The 16,100-nt window shown below is 73.5% G+C and carries 10 protein-coding genes; 4 read left to right on the top strand and 6 right to left on the bottom strand.

Annotated features, from left to right (window positions below):
- The first annotated feature begins 46 nt into the window (after window positions 1–46).
- From SFY69_05195 to SFY69_05180, 4 genes are all read left to right on the top strand, one after another.
- Window positions 47–1,513, top strand: coding sequence for an aminotransferase class III-fold pyridoxal phosphate-dependent enzyme (locus SFY69_05195; protein MDX2131428.1), 1,467 nt, complete (start codon window positions 47–49; stop codon window positions 1,511–1,513).
- Window positions 1,514–1,629: 116 nt separating this feature from the next.
- A complete protein-coding gene (locus tag SFY69_05190; protein ID MDX2131427.1) occupies window positions 1,630–2,862 on the top strand; it encodes an arginine N-succinyltransferase in 1,233 nt (410 codons plus the stop codon).
- Window positions 2,859–4,427: an aldehyde dehydrogenase family protein gene (locus SFY69_05185; protein MDX2131426.1), complete on the top strand. Its 1,569-nt coding sequence runs from the start codon at window positions 2,859–2,861 to the stop codon at window positions 4,425–4,427. The genes SFY69_05190 and SFY69_05185 overlap by 4 nt, the downstream gene beginning before the upstream one ends.
- A gap of 41 nt (window positions 4,428–4,468) precedes the next feature.
- Entirely contained in the window at window positions 4,469–5,503 is a 1,035-nt protein-coding gene (locus tag SFY69_05180) for an FAD:protein FMN transferase (GenBank protein ID MDX2131425.1), read from the top strand.
- Between the two features lie 10 nt (window positions 5,504–5,513).
- Here the strand turns inward: SFY69_05180 and SFY69_05175 are convergent, their stop codons facing one another.
- From SFY69_05175 to SFY69_05150, 6 genes are all read right to left on the bottom strand, one after another.
- The gene (locus SFY69_05175; protein MDX2131424.1) at window positions 5,514–6,542 is read right to left on the bottom strand and encodes a sugar phosphate isomerase/epimerase family protein; all 1,029 of its coding nucleotides are present in this window, start codon (window positions 6,540–6,542) and stop codon (window positions 5,514–5,516) included.
- Window positions 6,539–9,796: a family 16 glycoside hydrolase gene (locus SFY69_05170; protein MDX2131423.1), complete on the bottom strand. Its 3,258-nt coding sequence runs from the start codon at window positions 9,794–9,796 to the stop codon at window positions 6,539–6,541. Before SFY69_05170 ends, SFY69_05175 begins: the two co-directional genes overlap by 4 nt.
- 35 nt (window positions 9,797–9,831) lie before the next feature.
- Window positions 9,832–11,337 carry an aldehyde dehydrogenase family protein gene (locus SFY69_05165; GenBank protein MDX2131422.1) on the bottom strand — a complete coding sequence of 502 codons (1,506 nt, stop codon included), beginning with the start codon at window positions 11,335–11,337 and terminating at the stop codon, window positions 9,832–9,834.
- A 62-nt stretch (window positions 11,338–11,399) separates the two neighbouring features.
- A complete protein-coding gene (locus tag SFY69_05160; GenBank protein ID MDX2131421.1) occupies window positions 11,400–12,704 on the bottom strand; it encodes an aminotransferase class III-fold pyridoxal phosphate-dependent enzyme in 1,305 nt (434 codons plus the stop codon).
- Window positions 12,705–12,853: 149 nt separating this feature from the next.
- Window positions 12,854–13,972: an HD domain-containing protein gene (locus tag SFY69_05155; GenBank protein ID MDX2131420.1), complete on the bottom strand. Its 1,119-nt coding sequence runs from the start codon at window positions 13,970–13,972 to the stop codon at window positions 12,854–12,856.
- Entirely contained in the window at window positions 13,969–16,008 is a 2,040-nt protein-coding gene (locus SFY69_05150) for a hypothetical protein (GenBank protein MDX2131419.1), read from the bottom strand. Before SFY69_05150 ends, SFY69_05155 begins: the two co-directional genes overlap by 4 nt.
- Between the last annotated feature and the right edge of the window lie 92 nt (window positions 16,009–16,100).

Here is a 16,100-nt window from a genome sequence, read left to right as displayed (position 1 = left end):
TTTGCTCGTCCGTGCCGATAGAGAACGGACCATTCCGGAGTTCCGCATGCACGCCCCCGCCGCCCACGCCGCCCCGCCCGCTTCCACCACGCAGGCATCGCAACTGCGCCACAGCTCCGCGGTGCGTGCGGCGATCGACGCGATCGTCGCCGAGGTGCGCCGGCAGTCGGCCTTGCTCACCGGCGAACGCCCGCCCAACCCTGGCCTGCGCCAGTCGTACGACGAGCTGCTCCAGACCGCGGCCGACGTCCGCGGACGCGCGCTGCTCTACCCCTGCGTCGGCTCCGGGCTCGGCAACGGCCCGCTGGTCGAACTCGCCGACGGGTCGGTGAAGTGGGACATGATCTGCGGCATCGGCGTGCACTTCTTCGGGCATTCCGACGCCGACCTCGTCGGGCAGGCCCTCGCCGCCGGGCTCGACGACGTCGTGAAGCACGGCAATCTCCTGTCGAACGCCGAGGCGTTCACGTTCGCGCAGACGCTGCTCTCGCTCGCGAAGCGCGCCAGCCGCCTGAAGTACTCGTACCTCGCCACGAGCGGCGCGATGGCGAACGAGAACGCTCTGAAGGTGTGCATGCAGAAGCGCGGAGGGGCCCCGCGCGTCCTGGCGTTCCAGGACTGCTTCATGGGGCGGTCGATCACGATGGCGCAGATCGGCGACACGCCGGACTATCGCCAGGGCCTCCCGCTCAGCACGCTCGTGGACTACATGCCCTTCTACGACGCCGTCGCCGCCGAGCGCATGGGCGCCACGCGGTTCATCGACATGAGCGTGAAGCACCTGGAGCAGTACCTGCACCGCTACCCCGGGCAGCACGCGTGCTTCATCTTTGAGCTCGTGCAGGGCGAGGGCGGGTTCAACGTGGGGAATCGCGACTTCTTCAAGGCGCTCATGGACGTCTGCCGCGCCCACCAGGTGCCCATCTGGGACGACGAGATCCAGACCTTCGGACGCACGCCCCGGATGTTCGCGTACGAGCTCTTCGACCTGGGCGAGTACGTCGACGTCTTCTGCGTCGGCAAGATGACGCAGGCGTGCGCGACGCTCTTCACCGAGGAGTTCAACCCCAAGGCCGGGCTGCTCTCGGGCACGTTCACCGGCGAGGGTGTCTCGTTCCGCGTCGGCACGCGCGTTCTGGAACGCCTGCGCGACGGCCCGTTCTACGGCGACTCAGGCGAGTTCGCGCGCCACCACGACACCTTCCGCCGCCTCTCGCGCGAGCTCATCGCGCGACGCCCCGAATGGTTCCCGCCCGTCCCCGCGCTGGGCGGCGGGGGCGACGCGCTCGCCGGCGGCACGGGCGGCATGATGCGCCTCACGCCCTTCGGGGGCGACAAGGCCAGGATCAACGCCGCCTGCCGCGCGTGCTTCGACGAGGGGCTCATCCTGTTCTACTGCGGGCACGGCCCGTACCACCTGCGCATGCTCCCGCCGCTCCCCGTCATGCGCGAGGAGCACTGGTCCCGCGTCTTCGGCTGCCTCGAGCGCGGCTTGGCGAAGGTGGCGGTGTAGGCGAAAGCGTCCGGACCCCTCGGGTTCCGTGGCGGCACCGGTTGCTAGGATGGCTCGGCGGGCGCGGTCCCGAGTTCTTGGGTGTTCCCGCACAAAACACGAACCAGTGGGGGCGCATGTTCCTCGTCCGTCGATCGAAGCCAGACGACGTTTCGACGCTGGTGAAACTGGCGAAGATGGTGTATTTCGTCAACCTGCCGCCGAACGAGCCGATCATCCAGGCGAAGATCGAGCAGTCGACGCGGTGTTTCCGCAAGGCCGCCGGCGTGCCGGTGGAAGCCGCCCACGGGCGGCGTCGGCGCTCGCACCGTTCGGGCGCCGGCTGGGCCGATGCGGGCGACGACTCCGAGCTGTTCATGCTCACGATCGAGGACACGCACACGCGGGGCGTGATCGGCACGTCGCAGGTGCGCGCCCACCAGGGCGGCCCGGGCAACCCGAACTGGACGTTCAAAATCTCCGAGAAGGCCTTCCGCTCCGAGCGCCTCGGCTGGGGCAGCACGCACAAGGTCGGGCAGTTGTACGGCGATGAATCCGGCCCCACCGAGATCGGCGGGCTCATCATCCAGCCGTCCTATCGCGGGCACCCCGCGCGCCCGGGCCGCCTGCTGTCGTTCGCACGCTTCCACTGGATGGCCCTGCATCGGGCCGCGTTCGCCGACCGCGTGCTGGCCGAGATGATGGGCCCGGTGTCCGAAGAGGGCGACAACGTCTTCTGGGACCACTTCGGGCGCAAGTTCATCCCGGTGCGCTTCGGCGAGGCCGACCGGTTCTGCCAGCACAACCGGGGGTTCATCTCCGATCTGCTGCCGAAAGAGGAGATCTACCTGTCGCTGTTCCCGCTGGAAGTGCAGAACCAGATCGGCGTCGTCGGGCGCGACACGCTGCCGGCGCTGCGGCTGCTCGAGAGCCTGGGGTTCCGCAACCGCGGGTTCGTCGATCCGTTCGACGGCGGGCCGCACCTCGACGCGCCGACCGATGACATCCCGCTCGTGCGTGAGACGCGCCGCCTGACGGCCGGCAAGGCCGCCGACGCCCCGCGACGCACCGCCCGCGGGATCGTGAGCAGCCTCGACAAGGACGGCGAGTTCCGCTGCACCGAAGACTGGGTCGAACTCACCGACGACGGCGTGCGCCTGAGCGCCGAGGCGATGGACCTGCTCCGCGTGAAGGCGGGCGCCGAGATCGGCGTGACGCCCCTCAAGGGCATCGTGCCCGACGAACTCCCGCACGAGGGCGCGGGCGCGCAGACGCCCGTGCGACCCGCCCGCGCGAAGGCGACGCGCGCGAAGGCGTCGACCGCACGCGCGGGGCGCACCGCGAGGCCCGGCGCGAGGACGCGGGCGTGACGATCGCGTGGCACCAGCCGGCCGACCTGCTCGGCGGGGCGTGGATCGAGCACCCGCCGGACGGGCTGACGTCGTGCAACCCCGCCCGCCCGCACGAGGCGGTGTGGCGCGGGTCGAGCAGCGTGGCGCACGTCGATCGCGCGGTGGAATCGGCGCGCGGGGCGTTCGCCGAATGGAGCGCCTGGACGCACGAGCGCCGCGCGGGCGTGCTGCGCCGGTTCGGCGCGCTGGCGCGCGAGCACGAGGCCGCGCTGGCCGACGCCATCCGCGACGAGGTCGGCAAGGTTGCGTGGGACGCGAAGGCCGAGGCGCAGCTCATCGCGCAGAAGGTGGACATCACGCTCGACGACTCGGCGCACGCGGGGCTGGCGCGCGTCCGCGGGTTTGAGCTCGCGCTCGCCCCGGGGCGCGTCGGGCGATGCTGGTTCCGCCCGCACGGCGTGATGGCGGTGGTGGGGCCGTTCAACTTTCCCGCGCACCTGCCCAACGGGCACATCGTGCCCGCGCTGCTCATGGGCAACACGGTGGTGTTCAAGCCCTCCGACAAGGCCCCGCTCGTGGGGCAGATGCTCGCGACGCTGCTCCACGCCGCGCTCTGCGAGGCCGGCGCGCCCCGGGGCGTGCTCAACCTCGTGCAGGGCGGCGCCGACGTCGCGTCGCGCATCGTGGCGCACGAGCACATCGACGGCGTGCTCTTCACCGGGTCGTGGCCCGTCGGCCGGCGCATCATGCAGGCGAACCTTGACCGCCCGGGGCGCATCCTCGCGCTCGAGATGGGCGGCAACAACGCGGTCGTCGTCCTCGACGACGCCGACCTTGCCCGGGCCGCGTCCGAGATCGTGCGGTCCGCGTTCATCTCCGCCGGGCAGCGCTGCACGTGCGCGCGCCGCGTGATCGTGCAGCGGGGCGCGGCGGACCGCCTCATCCCCGCCATCTGCCGGGGTGCGTCGCGCCTCATCATCGGCGACCCCGGGGCGTCACACCCGGTCTTCATCGGCCCGCTCATCTCGCGCGAATCGCGCGACCACGTGCTGCGCCAGGTCGCGGACCTGACCCGCGCGGGCGGGTCGCTGCTCGTCGAGCCCCGCCCCGTCGAGAGCGACGCCGGCGGGTTCTTCCTGTCACCGGGCGTCATGCGCGTCGAACGCTTCGAGCGCGACGGCGCGACGGCCCCCGACGGGAAGATCCGTTCGCCGGGGTCCGATGTCGAGGTGTTCGGCCCGTTCCTGCGCGTGTGCGTCGTCCAGACCGAGGACGAGGCGATCGAGCAGGCCAACGCGACCGACTTCGGGCTCGCCGCGTCGATCTTCACGCGCCGCCCCGACGCCGCGGCACGCTTCCGCGAGCGCGTGCGCGCCGGCTGCGTCAACTGGAACACGGGCACCGCGGGCGCGAGTTCCAAGCTGCCCTTCGGCGGGCTGGGCCTATCCGGTAATCACCGCCCCGCCGGCGCGTTCGCGCTCGACTACTGCGCGTACCCGGTCGCCGGGCTCGACGACGACGCCCCGCTCGCGCCGCCCCCGGGCATGATGTTCGACCCCGCCTGGCTGGAAGCCGACGCGTGAGCCCGCCGGCGCGGCCGGCGCCGGGCCGATCCGCGCCGCGCGTGCGCGGGCTGCTCGTGTGCGTGCTTCTTCTGCTCGCGGTGCTCCCCGCGTGCGCGGGACGGCTCGAGCGCCACGAGTTCGCGCGCGTCTCGATGGGCGTGCCGGCCCGCATCGTGCTCTACGCGCCCAACGCGTCCGCGGCCGAGGCGGCGGCGCAGGACGCCTTCGCCGAGATCGCACGCCTCGACGCCATCCTCAGCGACTACCGGCGCGACAGCGTGGTGACGCGCCTAGGCGAGGCATCGGGGCGGCACGCGGTCGATTCGCCCGCGGACCTCATCCACCTCGTCCGCGTGGGCGCGATCGTCTCCGACGCCTCGTCGGGCGCGTTCGACGTGACCGTCGCGCCGTTCGTGCGATTGTGGCGTGCGTCGCGCCGTGATGGCCGACTGCCCGACCATGACCAGCTCGACGCCGCCCGCGCGCTGGTAGATCGGCACGCCGTCCGGCTCCCCGCGGGCGAGTCCGGGCCGGTCATGCTTACCCGTGCCGGCATGGGCCTGGACTTCGGGGGCATCGCCAAGGGATACGCCGCGCAGCGCGCGGTCGAGGTGCTGCGCGAGCGCGGGCACGGGCGCTGCTTGGTCTCGCTCGCCGGCGATGTCGTCGCGGGCTCGCCCCCGCCGGGGCGTGACGGCTGGCACATCGAGATCCGGGGCGAGCGAGCAACGCCGGACGCGCCCGCTGTGGGCACGCTCGTGCTCGCCAACGCGGCCGTGTCGACGTCGGGCGATGCCGAGCAGTTTGTCGAGATCGGGCGCGTGCGCTACGCGCACATCGTGGACCCGCGCACGGGGCTGGGCAGCACGCGCCGTGCGCAGGCGACCGTCGTTGCCCCGCGGGGTGAAATCGCCGACGCGATCGCCACCGCCGCGTGCCTGGTGCCCGCCGACGATGTGCCGCCCTTGCTCCGCGCGTGCGGCGGGCGGGCGTGCGTGATCGTCGAGGGCGGCGTCACGCGCGTGATCGACCCGCGCCGCGCCCTGCGATGGAGCGGCCCCGCGCCGGACGCTGCGCCCCCGTCGCGGCGATAGGCCGCCGGCCCTATACGCCCGCGGGCGTCGCCTTGGGTTCGTCCGCGGCGGGTGGCGCGACGCGCAGGCGCTCGAGCAGCGCCTTGGTGAGCCGGATCCCGTCGGCCTCGGAGTGCTTATCGCCCTCGTACTCCACGCCGATGGCGCCGCGATACCCCGCCGCCTTCACGATGCCGAGCATGCGCACGTAGTCGGTGCGGACCTCGTTGCCCTGCGCGTCGAACTCGTGCGACTTGGCGGAGACGCCCTTGGCGAAGGGCATCATGTCGGTGACGCCTTGGTAGCGGTCGTACTCGTAGAAGTTGCCGAAGTCGGGCAGCGTGCCGCAGCGAGGGTGCCCCACGCGATTCATCACGCGCGCGAGCCAGTCGCCGTGGCTCGAGAGCCCCCCGTGGTTCTCGACGATGCAGTTGATGCCCAGCGTGGCGCAGTGCTCGGTGAGGCGGCGCAGGCCGTCGGCCGCGAGCTTCTCCTGCTCCTCGGGCGTTCCCTCGCTCTGGGCGTTGACGCGGATGGAGTGGCACCCGAGCGACTTCGCCGCGTACGCCCACTTGTGGTGGTTCGTGACGGCGGTGGTGCGCTTCGCGTCGTCCGGGTCGCCCAGCGCGCCCTCGCCGTCGCACATGATGAGCAGGCTGGTCACGCCCAGCGAGTCGCAGCGCGACCGCAGGTCCTTGAGGTACGCGTCGTCCCGGGCCTTGTCCTTGAAGAACGCGTTGACGTACTCGACCTGCGTGATCGAGTACTGCTCCTTCGCGATGCGCGGGAAGTCGAGGTTCGTCATCGTGCCCGCGTAGAGCGCACGGTGCAGCGACCATTCGGCGAGCGAGATGGTGAACCAGGGCCCCGGCTGCGCGGCGTGCGTCATCGGCTTGGAACCTTCCGCGGGTTGGGCCGCGCACGCCACGGCACGCGCCGCGACCAGGCCGGCCCCGGTCGCGAGCACGCCCCCCAGGAAGGCGCGGCGCGAGGGCTGTTCCGCCCGCGCGTCCGATGACGGGGCGGGGGTGATGTGAGAGGGGACGTGCGGCACGGTCATTCCAGCTCCTTGATCAGGATGTTCGCGAACTCGATCGGCGAGCCGTGCGACTGCAGCGCGATCGGCCCCTCGCGCGCCACGCCCGGCAGCAGCGCGTTCTCGATCACCGTCTCGCCGTTGAGCACCACCGTCAGCCGGTCGCCCTTCATGGTGATGACGAAGCGGTTCCACTCGCCGATCGGGCGGTCGGCCTTCCGGCGGGGCGTGACGCCCGCGCGGACGTCCGCGGGCAGCGACGCGTCGGTGCGGTACCCGTACACCTCGCCCGACCCGATGCCCCAGCACCACATGTTCACCTGGCTCTTCGACGACCCGCGCAGGTAGATGCCGCTGTCGCCCGCGTCCTTCACGGTCTCCATCACGCTCTTGCCGTCGGCGTCCTTCTGCTCCTCGCCGCTCGGCAGGATCACCGGGCGGAGCGTGTCGGCGGGCGGCCCCGACCACCGCCAATCGGCGATGAGCACAAAGTCGCGGTACGCCCGCGCCGACCACAGGTCCGCCCCGCGCCCGTCGTAGGCGATCGTCCAGTCACGCGCCGTGAAGTGCCCCTCGTGCACGGGCTCGAACTTCCACCCGCTGAAGTCCACGCCGTTGTACAGCGGCACGAACCCCTCGCTCGCGTCCGCGACCATCTCCGGCGCGAGCGGCTTGCTCGCGGGCGGCAGTTCCTTGATCCGGATGTTCCGGAAGTCGATCGGCGTGCCCTCCGACTCCAGGCAGATGAACCCCTTGCGCGGCGAGATGTCCTTCCCCCGCGTCACGACCTTCCCGTTCACCGCGAGCGAGATCTCGCCGTTCACGCACTCCACGCGATAGTGGTTCCACTGCGGCGAGGGGCGCATCCGCTTCTCCGTCGGGAACGCGCGGTTGCCCCCCTTGGGCCGCGGCGTCAGCGGCGTCATCGTCGCGCCGTGGATGGGAAAGATGTCCCCGTCGCTCGTCCACCACTCTCCCTCGGAGCCCGTCATCACCTGCACCTCCACGCTCCGCGTGAAGGGCACGCCCCGCGCCGTCAGCGCGTCGGACCACACGAAGAGCCCCGCGTTGCCCTGCGCCCGCAGGTGGCGCCACTCGAGCTCGAGCACGAAGTTCTCGTACATCGTCGTCGTGCGCAGCACGCCCGTCGGCACGCCGCTGCAGCGGATCATCCCGCGCTCCACGCGCCAGGTCGACGGCGCCGTGTTCACGTTCACCCAGCCGTCGAGCGTCGAGCCGTCGAACAGGGGCGTGAACCCCGCCTCGGTCGTGAGGTAGGGCGTGGCGCCCAAATCCTCTGCCGGCGCCCAGCCCTCGGGGGGCGTCTCCCACCCGTCGGACCGGAACGGCGCGACCGGCAGCCCCTCGGCGCTGCGCAGTGTCCCCGCGGGCGAGGTGTCGAACCCGTACCGCACCGCCACCGGCGCGGGCACGCGTGCGCTCCGCACCCGCACCTCGCCGGGCGCGATGACCTGCGCCTCGGCGACGCAGAACACGCGGTCGGCGCCGGCCAGCGCAAAGTCGCCCGACGGCCCCTCGGCCATCCGCACGCCCGCGGAAGGGCCCAGGTCGAAGCGCACCGTGGCGGCGCCGCTCTCGAACGTCGCCCCGCTGAAGCGCGGCGCGTGCGCGACGACGCCCGACACGCCGTACGTGTCGGCAAGCGCGACGCGCGCCAGGCGCTCGCCGACCTCACGCTTCTTGATGGGGTGGATGTCGCGCTCGTCGCCCACGTCGAGCGTCACGACCATGCCGGTGTGGGGCAGGGCGAGCGCGCTCGCCTGCGCCTCGCGCAGCAGCGCCGTCTGCCCCTGGTCCCCCGGATAGTCGAACGGCGCGATCTGCACGAAGTAGAACGGCAGGTCGCCCCGCCCCCAGCGCCCGCGCCAGTCCTCGATCATCGCGGGGAACACCCGCGCGTAGAGCGCCGGGTCGTTGCGGTTTGATTCGCCCTGATACCACAGGAAGCCGCCGATCGCGGTCGGAATCAACGGGTGGACCATCCCGTTGAACAGCGTGCTCGCGGTCGACTGCGAGATCGTCGCGCCCTGGCCGATCGGCGGCAGGTCCGACATCGCCGGGCCCCGGCGCGCCTTCCACGCGCCCGCGAGGGACACGCCCGTCCCGCCGGCCGCGACGCGCATCTGGTCGGGCGTGCCGTGGAAGCCCCCCGGGCCCGCGGTGTCGACGACGCGCACGCCCACTACGTTTCGACCCGCGCGCAGCACGCCCGCGGGGATGGTGTACTGCCGCGCCGAGTTCCAGCGCCCGTCCTCGCGGATTCCCCCGACGTGCACGCCGTTGACGTACACGTCATCGCGATCGTCCACCGGCCCCAGCGAGATGGTCGCCTCGCCCGCGCCGCCGGCCCAGTCGAACGAGCGCCGGAAGTACGCTGCCCCGTCGTGCGACGCGAGCGCGCCCGCGAACAGGGCGGGCAGTTGCACGTCGTCCCACGAGGCGTCGTCGAAGTCCGCCGCCGCCCACGCCTTGCCGGGGCCCGCCCGGTGCGTGTCCAGCCGGTCCCACCACGACGAGCCGAAGGCCGCCATCCGAGCAGCCCGCACGTTGGGGTCCGGGTCCATCGCCTCGACGACGCGGAGATCCTGCGCGTACTCCGAGAAGCCCGCGATGACCTCCCCGCTGGTCCACGCCTGCACCGGCGTCCCGCCCCAGTCGGCCTGGATGATGCCCACCGGCACCCCCAGCGCCTTCTGCACGTCCCGCGCGAAGTAGTACGCCACCGCGCTCACCCCGCCGGCCGTCGCGGGCGTGCACGCCCGCCACCCGTGCTGCGAATCCACATCGGTGCGAGGCCGGGCCGCCACGCGGTTGTCGACCTGCAGCACGCGGATCAGCGGGTGGTCCGCCTGCGCGATCGCCGCGTCGCCGTCCTCGCTGCGCGACAGGGGCCACTCCATGTTCGACTGCCCGGAGCACACCCACACCTCGCCGAGCACGACGTCGGAGATCGTGACGGTCGACGACCCGCTCACCGTGATCGAGAACGGCGTGCCGTCCGCCGCGGGCGTGTCGAGGCGCGCCTGCCAGCGCCCGCGCGCGTCGGCCACCGCCTCGGCGCCCTCGCCGTTCCAGGGCGTGCGCACGCGCACCGTCTCGCCGGGCGTCGCCCAGCCCCAGATCGGCGCCGACGTCTTCTGCTGCAGCACCGCGTGGTCGGTGAACAGGCGCGCGACGCGCACCTGGCCCGCCGCCGACGTCGCGAGCACGCCCGCCACAACCATCCCCGCCCACACGTTCACGGTCCGTTGCGTCATGCCGCCAGTGTACCGGGCGGCGTTCGCCGTGCGCGCTACCCCCGCACTCGCGCCCCATCCACCAGCCGCCAGATCCCGCGCGGGTTGCCGTCCCGCAGTTCCTCCGGGAGCAGCCCCGCGGGCGCGTTCTGGAAGCACACCGGGCGGCACCAGCGCCGGATCGAATACGCCCCGACCGCCGTCGTGTCCGGGCGATTGCACGCCGGGAACGGCCCGGTGTGGTTCATTGCGGGCACCACCTCCACGCCTGTGGGCACGCCGTTGAAGATGAGCCGCCCGACGCGCTCGCGCAGCGCCCCGACGAGCCCGCGCGCTCCCGACCACTCCGCGTCGTCGGCGAAGACCGAGCCGGTGAGCGAGCCGGGCAGCACGCCGACGCCCCGTGCGAAGTCGCGCTCGTGCTCGCAGCGGACCACGATCGTCGACGGCCCGAAGCACTCCTCGCGCAGCGTGGGCTCGTTCAGGAACGCGTCCAGACCCGCTTCGAGCAGCGTCGGCGTGCCGGCCCGCGCCGCGTCGCCTTCGCCGCCTTCGCCGCCCTCGCCGCCCCGTGCCACCACCCGCGCCCCGCCGGCCTGCTGCACGTCCGCCAGCCGCTCCGCGAACAACGACGCCGTCCGGGGTGTCAGCATCGTCACGAGGCCGGCGCTCGCGAAGACTCCGCGGAGCGCCTCGACCACCGCGTCGGCCTGCGGCGTCACGAAGATCAGGCCCGGGCACGTGCACATCTGCCCGCCCGACGCCGTCGCCGACGCGCCGAGCATCGCGCCGATCGCCGCCCCGCGCGATCGCGCCGCCCCGGGCAGCACGAACACCGGGTTCACGCTCCCCATCTCGGCGTAGACCGGGATGGGCTCGGGGCGTTCGCTCGCGGCCCGCGCCAGCGACATCCCGCCCTGCACCGACCCCGTGAACCCGACCGCACGCACCCGCGGATGGCGCACGAGCTCGAGGCCCACCTCGATCGCGCGCTCGCCCGACGCGGGCAGGTACACGAAGAACCCCGGCGGCAAGCCCGCGCGTGCGCACGCGTCCTCAACCACCGCCGCGATCGCCTCGCCCGTGCGTGGCTGAGCGCTGTGCTCCTTCACGATGACCGGGCACCCCGCCGCCAGCGCGCCCGACGTGTCGCCCCCCGCCACGCCGTACGCGAGCGGGAAGTTGCTCGCCCCGAACACGCCGACCGGCCCCAGCGGCAGCAGCATCCGCCGCAGGTCCGGCTTGGGCGTGGGCGTGCGTGCCGGATCGCCGTGGTCGATCGTCGCCTCGACCCACGAGCCCTCGCGGATCAGCGCCGCGAACGCGCGGAGCTGGTTGCTCGTGCGGATCAACTCCGTGCGAACACGCGGCGCGGCGTACGCCGTCTCCTCGCACACCGTACCGACCAACGTCGGGTGCGCGTCGAGCCCGTCCGCCGCGAGGTCGAGCGCCCGCGCTCGCGCGTCGACCGGCGGGGCGGCGTCGAACGCCTCCCACGCGCGCCACGCCGCCCGATCGACCTCGTCCGCCGTCGCCGCGCGCCGCGAGCCCGCTTCGTCCATGAGGTAACCTCCGGGCGCATCGTTCGCCTCCCGCGGGCGAGAGTCGCCGAAGGGCGTGCGGTCTAGAGCGCCTTCAGCACGCCGGTCAGGCGCCGGAGAAACTCCGGCACCGCGTCGCCATCGCCCCCCGGCGCGTCGTGCGCCAGCGAGAGGTACAGCTTCGTGCCCATCGGGTTCACGAACACGCCCGCGCGGAACAGGCCCAGCATCATGGCGCGCGACTTGGCCCGGTCGCCCGCGATCGTGCTGCGATAGTCGAACACCGGCGCGCTCGAGAACACGATCTGCCCCAGCGGGCCGTCGCCGATGACCTGCCCCGCGTGCCCCGTGTCGCGCAGCGCGCGCCGCAGCCCCTCGCGGAACGCCTCGCCCAGCGCGTGCAGGCGCGGGTACGTGTCGGCCCGCCGGTAGACCGCCAGCGCGGCGTTGGCCGCCGCCGTCGACACCGGGTTCCCGCCCAGCGTCGACGCCGTCCACACGTACTCGGCCTCGCCCGCCCGGTCCTCGCGCGCCAGGTCCATGATCTCCGCCCGCCCGACGAACGCGCCGATCGGCATGCCCCCGCCCAGCGCCTTGCCGTACGCCACCATGTCCGCCGGCACGCCGTAGTACGCCTGCGCCCCGCCGAACGCCAGGCGGAAGCCGGTCACGACCTCGTCGAAGACCAGCAGCACGCCGTGCCGATCGCACGCCTCGCGCAGCCCCGCCAGAAAACCCGCCCGCGGCGCGAGGCAACGGTGCAGGGGCTCGACGATCACGCACGCCAGTTCCGACGCGTGCGCCGCGATCGTCGCGCGCGTCGCGTCGAGGTCGTTGTACGGCGCGACGATCGTGTCGCGGAAGTTCACGCCCGCGCTCGACGGCTCGGGCGACGGGAACGCCGTCGTGCCCGAGGGGAACAGGCTCGTCACGCCCTCGTCGTTCGAGCCGTGGTACGCCCCTTCGAACTTGAGCGCGAGCCGCCTGCCTGTGAACGCCCGCGCCAGGCGCAGGGCGTGCATCGTGCCCTCCGTGCCGCTGGCGCAGAACCGCACGCGCCGTTCATCGCCCGCCGGCTGGATCTCCAGCAGCGACTCTGCCAGCGCCAGCGACTCGGTGTTGACGTACGAGAAGTTCGTCCCCAGCGGCGCCCGCTCCCGCACCGCGCTCACCACTTCTTCCCGCGCATGCCCCGGCAGCACCGACCCCCAGCCCATGGAAAAATCGAGCATCTCACGCCCGTCCGCGTCCCACAGCCGACACCCGCGCCCCCGCTCGATCACCCGCACGAGATCCGGCGGCAGGTTGAACTCGCCGTTCGACCCCGCCGGGAAGGCACGCAGCGCCCGCGCGCCGGTGGGCGTGGTCACGTCGTGGTCGGTCAACATCGCGAACCTCGCTCCCGCCCGTGGTCGGCGCAGACATCACGCGCCCGGCACACGAGACGATCCCATCTCGATCGCGCCCGGCGCCCATCGCCGGGCCCGCCCGCACTGTACCAACGGTACCCGCGCCGTCGAGCCCCCAGCGCCGTGCCTCACGCCGCGGGAGCGTCCGTGCGCCGCGCCTCTCGCGCGATCACGCGGTCGATGAAGACGTCCACGAGGGCGCGGTCGTACTTGGTGCCCGCCCCCTGGAGAAGCACCGCGCACGCGCCGTCGGCGGTCATCGCGCTGCGGTAGGGTCGGTGCGTGCGCAGCGCGTCGAACACGTCCGCCTGCTGCACGATCTGCGACACCAGGTGCGGCCGGCGCCCGCGCGCGGGCGTGGGATATCCCGTGCCGTCCAGGTGCATGTGGTGCTCGTACGCGACGATCGGCGAGACGTCGGGAACGCCCGCCTGCCCGAGCAGCACGCGGGCGCCCTCCACCGGGTGCTGCTGCATCAGTTCGCGCTCGTCGGTCGTGAGGGCCGTCCGCTTGCCGAGAATCTGGTGGCGGATCACCCGCTTGCCCACGTCGTGCGTCAGGGCCGCCTGCGTCACGTCGTGCACAAGCCGGGGCGAGAGCCCGCACGCCTCGGCCAGCGCCCCCGCCAGCAGCGCGACGTTCACGGTGTGCACGAAGGTGTACTCGTCGTGCCCCTTGAGGGCCGCCAGTTCCAGCATCGTGCCGTGCGAGTCCGCCACCGCCATGCAGATGCCCGCCGCCACGCGTTCGAGCCCCTGCGCCTCCGCGCCCGCCAGCCCGGGGTCGGCGGGGGCATCATCGCGCACGGCGGCCTTGAGCTCGGCGACGAGGTCTGGCGCGACCGCGCTCCCCGTCGGGGCGGCCTGCAGCCGGTGCGCATGCCCGAGCCGCACGCACGCCGGCGCCGGGCAGACATCGTCCGGGTCGGACAGCGTGCGCACCAGCCATTCGAAATCGGCCCCGTCCAGCCCGTGCTCAAGCCGCACCGACGACGCGCCGCGATCGCGCACGAGGCGGATGACCGCCTGCCCGAGCGACGGGTCGCACTCGACCACGCCCCCGGGCCCGAGCAGGCACGACTCGACGACGTGGAGCGTCAGGCTCCGCTCCGCCGCCAGCCACGTCCCCAGCGCCTCGCGCGCCGCCTCGAAGCGTTCGCGCGCCACGCGATGGTCCGCGCCGTAGAGGCGCCGGGCCGTCACCGCGCCCCCGAGCGCCGCGAAGATCGGCGTCGCCGGGGTGATCATGCCGCCCTCCGCAGCGGGTTTTCCGTCAGCAGCCGCATGATCCGCCCGCCCGGCGAGCGCTTCCAGCGCCGCAGCGACTCGCCCACCCGCCCCCGATCCGCGAACGGACGCAGCGCCGTCGCGATGTAGAGCGCGATGGCCACCTTCCGCTGCGAGAGCGACGTGCTGAGCGCGTCGAGCACGCCCGCCAGCGCCGCGAGCCCCTCGGGCCCGCGCGCCACGAGCGCCCGCACGCATCCCCGCAGGGTCGCGTCCGACGGCAGTGCGCCGGTCAGCGTCCCGCCCAGCAGGCCCGTCAGCACGTCGATCGCGCACGCCTCCGGGTCGCGCTCCAGACGCTGGGCGCCCAGCTCGCGGATTCGGTCGTCCGCGTGCAGCAGCGCGCGGCGCTGCACGCCCGCCGGCCACAGCGCCAGCCGGTTGTCCAGCGTCCGCAGCACCTCCAGCAGCAGGTCCGCGTCGGGCGTGTCGAGCAGCGGCTCGATCACCTCCAGAAGCGTCGCCGCCGGGCACGAGCCCAGCAGCGCCAGCAGCCCCGCGCGCGCGATGGCGTGCTCCCCGCTGCGCGACGCGACCGCCCGCAGCGACGCCGCCGACGCCAGCGACACGCTCCAGCGCACGTGCGGGTGGTCCGGGGCCAGATCGCCCGACGCCACCCGCTCGGCGATGCGCGCGAGCGTGCTCTCCGCCTCGAGCCGGATCACCCGCGCCATCGCCGCCAGCGAGCCGTCGTCGATCCCCAGCCGGTCGACCTGGTCGCGCGCCAGGGCCTCGACCGGCAGCGCCGCCAGCAGTCGCGCCGCGGCGTCCGCCGCCCCCTCGTGCGCTGCGCCGCGCAGCACGCGCGTGTGCGTCGCCACGTCCAGCAGCAGGTCCAGCCGCCCCGCGCCGCGCAGCGCGTCCACGCTGCGCTCCACCACGCGGCAGTGCTGCGCCGTGCGCTCGTCGGCGTACCCCGCCGCGAGCAGGTCCGCCGCGATCTCGCAGCACCGCACCTGCAGCGACAGGGGCTTGACGTCCGGCAGCGCAACGCCCACGCCCACGCCCGTCGCCGCCCGGTCCAGGTTCGCCGAGTAGTCCTCCGGGCAGAACTCGTCCGTCGACCGCGACACCATCAGTTCCGCGAGCGCCGCGCCGATCGTGGGCAACGCGCTCTCGGCACGCTGCGTCGCCCCCGCCTGCCCGGCGAGGCTCCGGATGAGGCGCAGCGCCGCGGGCGGGGGCGTGTACCCGGGCCGGTCGATCGCCCGGACCGCCGCGACCACGTCCTCAACGGGCAGGCGCGACGCCGCACGCAGCACGCCCGGCGAGTCCATCGAGATGCCCACCGCGAGCAGCGAGCGCCGCAGGTCCGGATTCACCGAGCCCAGCGAGTTCGACAGCCGGTCGAGCCGCTCGCGGGCCATCTCCCCGGGCACGCCCTCCGCGAGCACCTGCATCGCTTCCGTCACATGCGCGCGCTCCGCGTCCGACGCCGCCCCCACGCGCCGCTCGAGGTCGTTCACGGCCTCCGACGCCACCGGGTCCGACGACCTCGACGCGAGCGCCAGGCACAGCGATTGCCAGTCTTGCCCGCCGCCGGCGCCGTCGCCCTGCCCTTCGACGAACGCGAGCGACCGGGCATCAACGCGCAAGAACCGGATCCACTCTTCCCCCGGCGCGGGCGGCGCGTCGGCCCCGTGGGGCGCCGGCAGCGTGCCCAGCCACGCCGCCACCGCCGAAACCTCCGCCTGCGAGGGAGCGCGCGTCGCGCGCACCGCGCCCACGCCCGACGCGTGCAGGACCTTCGCCAGCTCGTGCGTGCACGGGGCCGTCGCGACGTCCTCCCCGTCGCGCGTGAGCGCTTCCGCCGACACCGTCACCGTCCATGGCCAGTCCGCCAGCCCCGCGAGGGCCTGCGCCGCGATGCCGACCCGATCGCGCGCCGCGGCGTGGTCCGCGCCGTACAGCCGCACCGCCTGTGCCGCGGTCGCGAGCGACGCCAGCGCCCCCGCAAGGGCGTTCGGTGTCCCGAGCTGGGCCGACGTTTCTCCCACGTGCCCAGTATCGACCGCAGCGCCCGGCGAACTGTGGGACCGCCCGCCCAAACGCGCTTCGCTGTGCGGCGAGGCGCCGCGGCGCCCGGATA

This window comes from Planctomycetota bacterium, assembly GCA_033763975.1.
GTDB lineage: Bacteria > Planctomycetota > Phycisphaerae > Phycisphaerales > UBA1924 > RI-211.
The sequence above is the reverse complement of the archived record's forward strand: the minus strand, read 5'-3'. Positions and strand labels throughout refer to the sequence as shown.

Excerpts from the sequence above, each read along its gene's own strand:
- SFY69_05195 (MDX2131428.1), top strand. The coding sequence starts at position 47 with ATGCACGCCCCCGCCGCCCACGCCGCCCCGCCCGCTTCCACCACGCAG.
- SFY69_05190 (MDX2131427.1), top strand. The coding sequence starts at position 1,630 with ATGTTCCTCGTCCGTCGATCGAAGCCAGACGACGTTTCGACGCTGGTG.
- SFY69_05175 (MDX2131424.1), bottom strand. The coding sequence starts at position 6,542 with ATGACCGTGCCGCACGTCCCCTCTCACATCACCCCCGCCCCGTCATCG.
- SFY69_05170 (MDX2131423.1), bottom strand. The coding sequence starts at position 9,796 with ATGACGCAACGGACCGTGAACGTGTGGGCGGGGATGGTTGTGGCGGGC.
- SFY69_05165 (MDX2131422.1), bottom strand. The coding sequence starts at position 11,337 with ATGGACGAAGCGGGCTCGCGGCGCGCGGCGACGGCGGACGAGGTCGAT.
- SFY69_05160 (MDX2131421.1), bottom strand. The coding sequence starts at position 12,704 with ATGTTGACCGACCACGACGTGACCACGCCCACCGGCGCGCGGGCGCTG.
- SFY69_05155 (MDX2131420.1), bottom strand. The coding sequence starts at position 13,972 with ATGATCACCCCGGCGACGCCGATCTTCGCGGCGCTCGGGGGCGCGGTG.